Origin of the sequence: Bacteroides muris (ex Afrizal et al. 2022), from assembly GCF_004793475.1 — a bacterium.
Taxonomy (GTDB): Bacteria; Bacteroidota; Bacteroidia; order Bacteroidales; family Bacteroidaceae; genus Bacteroides; species Bacteroides muris.
In genome coordinates, this window is sequence record NZ_SRYZ01000012.1 from 36093 (window position 1) to 47508 (window position 11416).

The following is an 11416-nucleotide window of genomic DNA, read 5'->3' on the forward strand; positions in this document are numbered from 1 at the left end:
GGGATTTCACCTATTATATAAAGCTGATTAATTGTTTTCCGGACGAAGTTTACGAACCGTAACAGCAGTCTGCCACATTTCGCTTTCACGCAAGGCTTTCAATTCTGCATTCAGCTTCTCACGATAATCCGGCTTGGAGTTGCTGTCGATAGAAATCTGAGCTTCGTTGCCCGACTTCACGCTTGCATACAATTTCTGTACAACCGGCTTGACGGCATCGTGGAACGGAGTCATCCAATCCAGCGCACCACGCTGTGCCGTAGTAGAACAGTTGGCATACATCCAGTCCATACCATTCTTGGCAAACAATGGCATCAAAGATTGAGTCAACTCTTCCACAGTTTCATTGAATGCTTCAGAAGGAGTATGACCGTTTTCGCGCAATACTTCATACTGGGCCAACAGTAATCCCTGAATAGCCCCCATCAAAGAACCGCGTTCACCGGTCAGGTCGGAAGTGGCCTCGCGGATGAAAGTTGTCTCGAACAAATATCCCGAGCCGATACCGATACCCAGTGCAATCGTCTTGTCAAAAGCCTGGCCCGTAGCATCCTGATAGACGGCATATGATGAGTTCAAGCCACGCCCCTCAAGGAACATGGTACGGAGTGAAGTACCGGAACCTTTGGGAGCAACCATAATAACATCAATATCTTTAGGAGGAACCACACCAGTGCGGTCGTTCCAGGTAATAGCAAAACCATGAGAGAAGTAAAGAGCCTTTCCGGGAGTCAAGTAAGGTTTGATAATCGGCCATACAGACATTACAGCTGCATCAGACAACAGACACATGACGATAGTACCCTTCTGGCAAGCCTCTTCGATGCCAAACAAAGTCTCACCCGGCACCCATCCGTCAGCCACAGCCTTTTCGTATGTCTTGCCCGGACGTTGTCCTACAATCACATTGAAACCATTATCACGCAAGTTGCAAGCCTGACCCGGACCTTGTACGCCATAACCGATTACTGCAATTGTTTCATCTTTCAAAATCTCACGTGCTTTTTCCAAAGGAAATTCTTCGCGGGTCATTACATTCTCAATAACACCGCCAAAATTCAATTGTGCCATTTTTTGTTTTAATTTTTATTTGTGGCTTACGCCAACGTTGATAAACTTATTTATTTCTCTGTAAATATCACTTTAGAACGACAGACCACTTCGCTGCCATTCTTTTTCACCTCCACATCATAAACACCCTCACCGGCATCATCCATAAACAAAGTCAACTCATCTCCGTAATAGCTTTCGGCTACATATGCCATCTCAAAACGACGAATGCGCCTCTCCCTATACATCTCTATCGGAAACAAATCAAGGATGTGCTCGATGTAACGGATGCTGTTCACATGCCCGTTAATGTCAATATCACTGTATTTGGCCACCAAAGCAGCAGCCGGTTCTTTTGAGGCCACCTTTATCCGCGAAGGTTTTTCAATCGGGCAAGGCTCATTGCAAACATAATCTACAATGCTGCCACTATGAAGAGTCAACAAATCCGCCGGCTTACGGGTATTCATGCTAATCATCGCCCAAACGGAACGTGCGTATCCAATCTTCTTGCCCTCCTTATCAAGGATAGCGAAATTACGGTCTGTAAAAAGACGATAGACATTCTCCACCCAAGTCTGAATGGAAAAATCTTCGTATTGATAAGGCATTTCATCCAGTTCGACCGCCAAGCGTGACAATACCCAAGTGTAATTGTCCTCGTTTAGAGTCGCGATGCCAAAACCACGGTCGCTGGCATGGAAACCCGCACAATTCAACAAATGGTTGCCCAATACTCCCATTGTCAGCCGTCCGGTAAAGTCGACATGAAACGGTTCGGCAACAAACTTGTAGGTACCTATCTTATTGTTCTCGCTCATCATGATTCTTGGTGTTTACTTTGACGATATTTTGCTTCACGGTCCGCCAGATATTCATTGACACGCTCAAAGCAGCTGGTCGTAATGGCTACGCGACCCGAACGGACGAACTGAAGTACGCAATCCAACCGGCGCAACTCCTCATAAAGGTTGGTTATTTCCTCACTCATGCCATTCTTCTCTACAATAGCAAATACAGCATTCACCTCCACGATACGGGCATTGTACTTACGAATTACTTTGGACACCTCCGGTTTTTCTTCCAGCGTAGGGGTCGTTATCTTATAGAGGGCAATCTCGTGCTGATAGATTTCGTCATCCGTGAAATAATGAGCTTGCAACACATCTATTTTCTTGGTAATCTGCTTGGTCACCTTTTCAATGGTATCCTTGTCCGTCCAAGCAGTAATGGTATATTTATGCACCCCCTTGATGGAGGAGGCCGATACATTCAGACTCTCGATGTTTATCTGCCGACGAGTAAACACAGCCGTCACCTGATTCAGCAAACCGGCAAAGTTTTCCGAATGAACAATAATTGTATATAGTTTTTTATCCATAGATAGAGTAAATTCTTTAATTCCGCATGACTTCAGCATTCCAGCAACATCTGATTGACCGCCCCCCCCGGAGGCGTCATCGGCATCACATTCCCCTCTTCCTCCACACAAGCTTCGAGCAGAAACGGTCCGTCGGTTGCTATCATCTCGTCTATCGCCTTGGCCAGCTCCTCACGGGTCATTACCCTGCGTGCAGGAATATCGTACGCCGAAGCAATCTTCATATAATCCGGATTCATCATCGGAGTAAACGAATAACGACGATTGAAGAACATCGCCTGCCATTGACGAACATTGCCCAAGAAGTTATTGTTCAACAGAATCATCTTTACCGGAGCCTTTTGTTCCATGATGGTGCCCATTTCCTGCAGGTTCATCTGCAAGCCGCCGTCTCCCATGAATACGCATACCGTGCGGTCCGGACATCCAAAAGTGGCACCGATAGCAGCCGGAAGGCCGAAACCCATAGTACCCAGACCACCGGAAGTTACAATGCTACGATTCTTGCTGTATTTGAAATAGCGGGCAGACATCATCTGATTCTGACCGACATCGGTCACCAATACCGCCTCGTTATGGGTAGCCTCACTCACGGCACGCACCACCTCGCCCATGCTCAGTGCTTTTCCTACCGGATGTAACTCCGGACGGATTACTTTTTCCTCTTCCACTTCCTCGTATTGCCGGAAGCTGTCAATCCATTCCTGATGGTTGGCAGGTTTCAGCAATTGGGTAACGGCAGCCAGTGTTTCTTTGCAATCGCCCAGGACAGCAACATCGGTCTTTACATTCTTATCTATTTCGGCAGGGTCAATATCGAAATGGATAATCTTCGCCTGCTTGGCATATGTTTCCAATTTACCCGTCACGCGGTCATCAAAGCGCATGCCTACGGCGATAAGGACATCACATTTATTGGTATTGATATTGGGCCCCAGGTTACCGTGCATACCGAGCATTCCTTTGTTCAAAGGATGGTCAGTAGGCAAGGCGGAAAGTCCCAATAAAGTGCATCCTGCAGGCATCCCGGCTTTCTCAATGAAAGCACGGAGCTCTTGCTGGGCTTCTCCCAGCTCCACGCCTTGCCCTACCAGCACCAAAGGCCGTTCTGCACCATTTATTAATTCAGCGGCCTGCCGTATGGCCTCCGGCTTCATTTCGGGAACGGGAAGATAGCTACGGACATAATCCACTTTAGTAGGGGCATATCCAGTTTTCTCCACTTGAGCGTTCTTGGCAAAGTCCAGTACGACCGGTCCCGGACGTCCGCTCTTTGCCACATAGAAAGCACGTGCCACTGCCCAGGCCACATCTTCTGCACGACGAATCTGGTAACTCCATTTCGTGATAGGCTGAGTAATGCCTACCAAGTCCACTTCCTGAAACGCATCCGTACCCAGGAAGTTCGTCCCTACCTGGCCGGCAATGACAACGATAGGCGTACTGTCAATCATGGCATCTGCAATGCCCGTGATAGTATTGGTAGCACCCGGTCCACTGGTAACCAGACAAACGCCAACCTCGCCCGACACACGTGCAAAGCCTTGCGCCGCATGGGTTGCCCCTTGTTCATGGCGAACCAGGATATGGTTCAATTCCTTCCGGTGGTCGTATAAGGCATCAAATACCGGCATGATGCTCCCTCCCGGATAACCGAAAATGGTCTCTACTCCCTGATGCTTCAGAGAGCGCATCAATGCTTCTGCGCCTGTTATTAAGTTTTCCATCTATGCATTTACGATTTACAAATTACAAGTTTCAAATCAGTCTCACAGCACCTTTGTCGGCAGAGCTCACCATACAGGCATACGCTTTCAATGCTTTGGAGACTTCACGGTTGCGGGTTACCGGAGCCATAGGACGCGCAGCAAGCTCTTCATCCGTCAACTTCACATTGATAGAACGGTTCGGTATATCAATCTCGATAATATCCCCATCCTTAATCTTGCCGATATTACCACCGGCAGCCGCTTCGGGAGAAACATGTCCGATGCTCAGTCCGGAAGTACCGCCACTGAAACGCCCGTCGGTAATCAATGCACATTCCTTACCCAGATGGCGGGATTTGATATAAGAAGTAGGATAAAGCATCTCCTGCATACCCGGTCCGCCTTTCGGGCCCTCGTGAGTGATGACGACGACGTCTCCACTGACCACCTTTCCACCCAGAATACCGTCGCAAGCCGCATCTTGTGAGTCGAAAACCTTCGCCGGTCCCGTAAATTTCCAGATACTCTCGTCTACACCGGCAGTTTTGACAACGCAACCGTCCTGAGCTATATTTCCCTTCAAAACCGCCAGACCGCCATCCTTGCTGTATGCATGTTCCAAATCGCGGATACAACCGGTCGCACGGTCTGTATCGAGTTCCTGATAAGACGCATGTTGTGAACCAAGTACCAGATTGAACTTTCCGGCTGCCGCACTGGAGTATTTCTTGATTGCTTCTTTACATACATCAGGGCTGGTAATACTATACCGATTGATTGCCTCTGCCAACGTCATCCCATCCACACGGCGTACATTCGTATCTACCAGTCCGCCCTTGGCAAGCTCATCCATGATGGCAATGATGCCACCGGCACGGTTAACGTCCTGTACATGATACTTTTGGGTATTGGGGGCCACCTTGCATAAGCAGGGAGTCTTGCGGGAGAGCATGTCAATGTCGTCCATCTTAAAATCTGTTCCGGCTTCGTGAGCCACAGCCAGCAAATGAAGTACCGTATTAGTAGACCCCCCCATAGCAATATCCAGGGTCATGGCATTCAAAAATGCCTCGCGGGTAGCAATACTGCGCGGGAGTACGCTCTCATCCCCCTCTTCATAATATCTAAAGGCATTCTCTACAATCAACTTGGCTGCATCCTCAAACAGTTTCTTGCGATTTTCGTGAGTGGCTACAATCGTGCCGTTACCTGGCAGTGCCAATCCAATCGCTTCATTCAGGCAGTTCATGGAATTAGCGGTAAACATACCTGAGCAGCATCCGCAAGTGGGGCAGGCATGTTGCTCAATCTGTGCCACCTCTTTATCGCCCACACTTTCATCAGCAGATTTAATCATGGCATCAATCAAATCCAAATGTTGTCCGTTCCATTCCCCGGCTTCCATCGGACCGCCTGAAACAAATACAGTCGGCATATTCAGCCTCATAGCCGCCATCAGCATCCCCGGAGTAATCTTGTCACAGTTACTGATGCAAACCATAGCATCTGCCTTATGGGCATTTACCATATACTCCACACTATCGGCAATAATATCCCTTGAAGGCAGGGAATAAAGCATACCGTCGTGCCCCATAGCGATACCGTCGTCAATGGCAATCGTATTGAACTCCGCAGCAAAACATCCCAGCTTTTCAATCTCCCCCTTTACAAGCTGGCCTATTTCGTGCAGGTGCACATGCCCGGGGACGAATTGTGTAAACGAATTGACTATAGCGATAATGGGCTTACCCATCTGTTCTTTCTTCATACCATTGGCCGTCCACAATGCACGAGCTCCCGCCATGCGGCGACCTTGTGTGCTGAACGAGCTGCGTAACTGATGCTTCATCTTCAAATCTCCTTTTAATGAAAAAGCCTCTCCCACCATAGTGAGAAAGGCTTAATAAATTATCTTCTAACGTACAAATACATACATAACCTTTCTCACGCTCTTGATGCCACCACCACGACGCGAATAATATGCAGGACTGCCAGGTTAATAGATGTATGCAAATTCATAACTTAATTCTTCTTTTTTGATTCAAACGTGCTGCAAAGGTAAGGGCTTTTTTATAATATCCAAACAAATTAAAGAAAAAAATGAGATAAACATAAACAATCGTAAGGAAAATAGCCTTCAATCGTAAATATCGAAACCAAACATATACATAATACAACAAAGCCAAGGAGAACTTATCAACCTATTACCTCACGGCATCGACTGACAACTCCTTGGCTTATTTACTTGCTACAAAATTAAACTTTATATATTAATCGGGTTAGAAAGAATTGATTATTCAGCCCATTCTTTGGCTCCTTGCTCCCTCAGTTTGGCGGTGAAAGCTGCAGTCTTTTCTTCTGCCGCCTTCTCATCTTCAGGAATTGTATAAACAACATGTCCATAGAAAACATTCCCAGTTCGGCAAGGCTACACCGTTCAGCCAAATCATACAAATAAAAAATAATTCATCATACAATTTCATTCAAAGACTTACCAACTCCCATGTTCTTTTTTGTGTTCAAAGAAGTCCGCTTCGCGGTTACATTCCCCGCGATACTCCCATTCCATCTCATCCACATATTCTCTACCTTGCCAAGTGACAACAGCCCGCAACACATTCTTGCCGTCGTTCAGCAACACCTTGTCAAAGACATAATGCACATCAGTATATCCTTTCCGAATACCCGATAATTCCCGGTCATTGAGATATACCTTGGGAGTGCCGATATTGGAATACACAGTAACGGAAGTTTCTTTTCTCTCACGCAGCACATTCCGGCGTTGCGTCATGTAAAGCACCGGTTCCTTGCTCCAATTGGCCTTATACCAAAAATAAGAATCTTTTTTAATTTTACGGTCGAAAGTCATCATCCCCTTCATGTTGCGCGCATCTACACTGCCTCTTTTCGAAGTAGGAACCGCAAAGTCGAACATATTCCACAAATAGGAAGCGGTGATATAGGGATGCTTCGCAATAATGCTCCATTGATATTCATGGGTCTTGGTCTGGAACGTTTCCGGATAGAAAGGGCTTGTCCAGTTCAGGGCATCACCCAAGATTTCCGTCTGGTGGGCGATATTGGCATCCGCGCCATACTCCGTCAACATCAGGCGTTGCCAAGGATACTCTTTTTCCATCTTCTCTATCCAAGGTTTTATATCCTGTATTTTCCTTTCGTACCAGCCGAAATAACGATTCATGCCTTGTATATCCGCATTTTGATTGACCGGATGACCGACGTTACCATAACCGTTCACCGATACGGTATAACGATCAGGGTCTTCCAGCTTGCAAAGGTCGTGGACGGATTGCGTAAGAGCCGCCGTATAACCATGTGGATGATAGACTTCATTATGAATGCCCCACACATAAATGGAAGGGTGATTGAAACTCTGGCGTACCAGTTCACGCATCTGCTGATGCGCATTGTCCCACTCTTGTCCGGTCACCCGGTTGACAAAAGGAATCTCCGCCCAAATAACCAGTCCCAACGTATCACAACGTGAATAAATATAATCAGACTGCTGATAGTGCGCAAAACGGACGGTAGTCGCTCCGATATCCATAATCTGTGCCAAATCAAAATCATGCTCTTTGTTGGTCAAGGCACTGCCCAGTCCCCACCAATCCTGATGACGGGTCACACCGTACATGGGATATTTCTTTCCATTCAAGAAAAATCCCTTGCCTGCCACCACCTCATACTTACGAAGTCCCAACGGCTGGACAACCTCGTCCAGCACACGTCCGTTCTGCAAAAGGCGTGAAACGACCTTATAGAGATAAGGATCTTCACGTCCCTGCCACAAATGAGGATTGCTCAACTTAAATTGTGAGGAATAACTTTGCACTCCCTGTGGAGTCAGTTCAAAAGCCTGATTATGCTTTTTCACCAACTTGCCGCTTCCATCGTAAATGACGTTCTCCAAAACCAACGGTACGGGAGCCAGCGTTGCGTTATCCACCTTCACTTTTACATTCACTTCGGCAGACTGTTTCGATACATTCTTCTGGGTGATATATACACCGGACGAAGCACAGTCATTGACAACAATGCCGCAAGGTTCCGTTATCACCAGCCATACAGGACGGTAAATCCCTCCGTAAACACCAAACAGAACATGATTGACAGGAATAACATCAGGACGTGCCGTATTATCGGCTTTTACTATAATTTCATTCTCCTCGCCGAACTTAACCTGCGAGCCAATCTCACATACAAAGGCGGAATAAGCCCCCTTGTGCGTTCCAGTCAAGTAGCCGTTGACGTAGACTTCCGCACATGAACCCACTCCCTCGAAACGAAGGAAGAGACGCTTGCCCTTCATGCTTTCGGGAAAGATGCACTTTTTCCGGTAATACCCCACTCCTTCATAAAAGGCGGATACCTTCTTCTGCATGTCGTCTGCATTCCAAGTATGAGGAAGGGTCACTTCCTGCCAGCCGGCATTCCACTTCACGGCAGCCTGCATGGCTTCTTTGGAGAACGGGCCTTTCTTAAATTCCCAACCGTCATTGAATAGCGTCACTTCACGGGCACTCATTTTGCAGAAGCTGCCGACCAGGAATATAAAGATATAAACAATAGATAAACGTTTCTTCATCATTTCAATCATCACCGATTTATTTCTCCGACATTTTATAAATCTGGCATCCCGACAACAAGAATGCTCCTACTCCATATACTTCGGTCATGTCCCTCGTCACTTTGCGCGGGTCGGCACCGATAGGCTGCACATAGCCCAGTTTACCATCCGGCTCCACAGCATCAACCAATGCTTTCCATCCCTTCTTGATGACAGGCATGAATGCCTTCTTATCAAGCAGACCTTCATTCACACCATAGGCAAGAGCGTAAACAATGAAGCCCGTGGCGCTTGTTTCCGGAGAAGGATAAGAGGCGGGGTCAAGCAAACTGGCGTGCCAATAACCATCCGGACTCTGCAAACCAGCCACGCGAGTGGCCAATTCTACAAATAGTTCCTGATAGAAAGCGCGCGAAGGCTCCTCTTTGGGAAGCACCTGCAAAATTTCGGCCAATCCTCCCAGCACCCAACCGTTGCCACGTCCCCAAAACACTTTCTTGCCATTGGCTTCGCGTTTATCAAAATACCGACGGTCGCGGTAAAACAATCGTTCCTCCTTGTCATATAAATGGTCGTAGGTAGCCTTGTACTCTTTGTTCAAAAAATCCAGATAACGTTTGTCCTTGGTCAACGCATACAATTTGGCATATACGGGGGGGCCATAAACAAAGCATCGCACCAAGACCAACGATCCAGAGTTTCCAATTTGCCATAATCCAGTTCCAATGCAACTTCAGCCGGATTTTCCACCACCCAGTTGGCACGCGCCATTACGGGAGCAATCATCTTCTTATTGCCATATTTAGAATAAAGGTCGATAAAAGGCTGTCCTACGGCAATAAAGTCAGCATGATACATCCACTTCCCTACCTGGAAATGATTACGCTTTCCAATGCGGAGCAACCATTGGAAATAAGAGTCGTCAGCATCTTCCTTCTCTGTCAGTTCGGCCCAGTCCACCATGCCCATATACAAAGCTGCATGCGTCCAGTCCAAGTCGTCATGTTCCGCCCCTTTATTAGGATTGGCTATCTGCCAGTCGGCCACACGCTTCATTACGGATTTCACGGCAACCTTGTCAAAAACTCTCCAAGCATCCGCCTCTACTGCATACAGCAAGAAGAGAGATATTAAAAGAAACAACTTCCTCATCATAGAAAATATAAAAATTAAAAGTTAGAAATCATGTCTGCAAGCAACAAATCACGTCAACGCTTCGCGATACTTATCGGCAGCATTGGTGTTATCTTCTATTTGCAATTTGATGACAAAAGGGGCACCGGAATCTTTTGCAGGCATATCCACATTATATTCATTGCGAGCGGTTTCTTTCACACCAACTTCCTTGCCATTCAATACCACAGCTTTCGTTATCTTAACATCTTTCGGTGTTTTCACCACCAGATGCCTTGAATAGGGAGAATTGAAAACAACCATATATACTTCTTTGCCTTTACGGGTATAATACCCCCAAGCCTGCTTGTCCCAGCCCGCATAGTCGCAGCCATAGATGCACTCACCGTTGACGCTCATCCAGCGTCCGACGGCATCGGCCAGTTCTTTCTCCTCCGAACGAAAATCACCATCGGGTTGAGGACCGAAATTCACAACCATATTTCCACCCATGGAAACAGCATGTACAATGCGCTCGAGCACCTCCAAAGGAGTCTTGACATAACTCAAGGACCAGTCTTTGTGATATCCCCACTGATTCTCGGGCACCGTCATACATGCCTCCCAATCCCAGCGGGTCACCTTCAGGTCCTTCACCGGATCGGACAAGCGACGCTCATAAGCAGACTCATAATCTCCCATCAGGTGTCCGTTACTGTCGAAATGGCGTTTGCCATAGTCATCGGCACGCAGACGGCTGTTGACCGTCACGCCCGGCAACATTTCTTTCAGCATCTGTTCTACATGAGCCGTCCACCAGCCGTTCTTCTTGATGCTGGCATCCCATGTACCGTCAAACCAGAAATCCTTCACCGTAGGATAACGAGTGGCAAGTTCTTTCAGCTGATTGTCCGTGAATTCCAGAAAGCGGGCAAAAGCAATCTCATCTTCTTCCGACTTGATGTCATACCGATAATCCGGATGACTCCAGTCCAATACCGAGAAATAGAAATGCACATCAATGCCTTCGTCATTGTAGGCTTTAACCATTTCTCCCAATATATCTTTTTTATAAGGTGTTTGTGCTACCGTATATTGTGTATATTTACTTGGCCAGAGGCAGAACCCCTCATGGTGCTTCGTTGTAATCTTGACATACTTCACGCCCATCTTTTTCGCCATCTTCGCCCAAGCTTTCGGATTAAACCTCGTAGGATTCCATTGTTCCATGAGTTTAAGCCATTCGTCTGCCGGAACCTTGGCCCACGCTTTCAGCCATTCGGCGGCACCTCCATACATTTCTCCGTTCCATTCACCACCGGGAATGGCATAAAGCCCCCAATGGATGAAAGCTCCCAGACGATTGTCGCGGAATCTTTTCATATCCGCATCCTGGCGTTTCCCCAGACGCTCGGCACCATACTTCAATGAAATTTCCTGCTCAGCAGGCAAAAGACGCGGTTGCACTTGGGCGGTCGTCACTCCGGCTCCTGCCAACAATAAAAACATAACAAATGGTCGTAAAATTCTTTTCATGCTATCAAGTTTAAAAAGTCTTCGCAAAGGAAGGCCTTT

At 47.1% G+C, this 11416-nt stretch carries 7 protein-coding genes and 2 pseudogenes; all 9 read right to left on the reverse strand.

What is annotated here, in order from left to right; genetic code table 11:
• Nucleotides 1-27 precede the first annotated feature (27 nt).
• The gene (gene ilvC / locus E5355_RS07475) at nt 28-1071 is read right to left on the reverse strand and encodes a ketol-acid reductoisomerase (protein ID WP_136009827.1); all 1044 of its coding nucleotides are present in this window, start codon (nt 1069-1071) and stop codon (nt 28-30) included.
• Nucleotides 1072-1121: 50 nt separating this feature from the next.
• The gene (locus E5355_RS07480) at nt 1122-1871 is read right to left on the reverse strand and encodes an acyl-[acyl-carrier-protein] thioesterase (RefSeq protein ID WP_136009856.1); all 750 of its coding nucleotides are present in this window, start codon (nt 1869-1871) and stop codon (nt 1122-1124) included.
• Complete coding sequence (gene ilvN / locus E5355_RS07485; RefSeq protein WP_136009828.1) at nt 1871-2431, reverse strand: acetolactate synthase small subunit; 561 nt, start codon at nt 2429-2431, stop codon at nt 1871-1873. The genes E5355_RS07480 and ilvN overlap by 1 nt, the downstream gene beginning before the upstream one ends.
• A 32-nt stretch (nt 2432-2463) precedes the next feature.
• A complete protein-coding gene (gene ilvB / locus E5355_RS07490; RefSeq protein ID WP_136009829.1) occupies nt 2464-4158 on the reverse strand; it encodes a biosynthetic-type acetolactate synthase large subunit in 1695 nt (564 codons plus the stop codon).
• 31 nt (nt 4159-4189) lie between these two features.
• Entirely contained in the window at nt 4190-5989 is a 1800-nt protein-coding gene (gene ilvD / locus E5355_RS07495) for a dihydroxy-acid dehydratase (protein WP_136009830.1), read from the reverse strand.
• Between the two features lie 444 nt (nt 5990-6433).
• Nucleotides 6434-6594 (reverse strand): annotated as a pseudogene (locus tag E5355_RS19825) (glycosyl hydrolase); the annotation flags it as partial.
• Nucleotides 6595-6631: 37 nt separating this feature from the next.
• Nucleotides 6632-8746: a glycoside hydrolase family 2 protein gene (locus E5355_RS07500; protein WP_136009857.1), complete on the reverse strand. Its 2115-nt coding sequence runs from the start codon at nt 8744-8746 to the stop codon at nt 6632-6634.
• 19 nt (nt 8747-8765) lie between these two features.
• A pseudogene (locus E5355_RS07505) lies at nt 8766-9880 on the reverse strand (glycoside hydrolase family 88/105 protein).
• Nucleotides 9881-9931: 51 nt separating this feature from the next.
• Nucleotides 9932-11350 carry an alpha-L-fucosidase gene (locus tag E5355_RS07510; RefSeq protein WP_370281993.1) on the reverse strand — a complete coding sequence of 473 codons (1419 nt, stop codon included), beginning with the start codon at nt 11348-11350 and terminating at the stop codon, nt 9932-9934.
• Between the last annotated feature and the right edge of the window lie 66 nt (nt 11351-11416).

What these genes read in the sequence shown, in the direction of transcription:
- ilvB (WP_136009829.1), bottom strand. Translation starts at nt 4,158, where the DNA reads ATGGAAAACTTAATAACAGGCGCAGAAGCATTGATGCGCTCTCTGAAG.
- ilvC (WP_136009827.1), bottom strand. Translation starts at nt 1,071, where the DNA reads ATGGCACAATTGAATTTTGGCGGTGTTATTGAGAATGTAATGACCCGC.
- E5355_RS07510 (WP_370281993.1), bottom strand. Translation starts at nt 11,350, where the DNA reads ATGTTTTTATTGTTGGCAGGAGCCGGAGTGACGACCGCCCAAGTGCAA.
- E5355_RS07480 (WP_136009856.1), bottom strand. Translation starts at nt 1,871, where the DNA reads ATGAGCGAGAACAATAAGATAGGTACCTACAAGTTTGTTGCCGAACCG.
- ilvD (WP_136009830.1), bottom strand. Translation starts at nt 5,989, where the DNA reads ATGAAGCATCAGTTACGCAGCTCGTTCAGCACACAAGGTCGCCGCATG.
- E5355_RS07500 (WP_136009857.1), bottom strand. Translation starts at nt 8,746, where the DNA reads ATGAAGAAACGTTTATCTATTGTTTATATCTTTATATTCCTGGTCGGC.
- ilvN (WP_136009828.1), bottom strand. Translation starts at nt 2,431, where the DNA reads ATGGATAAAAAACTATATACAATTATTGTTCATTCGGAAAACTTTGCC.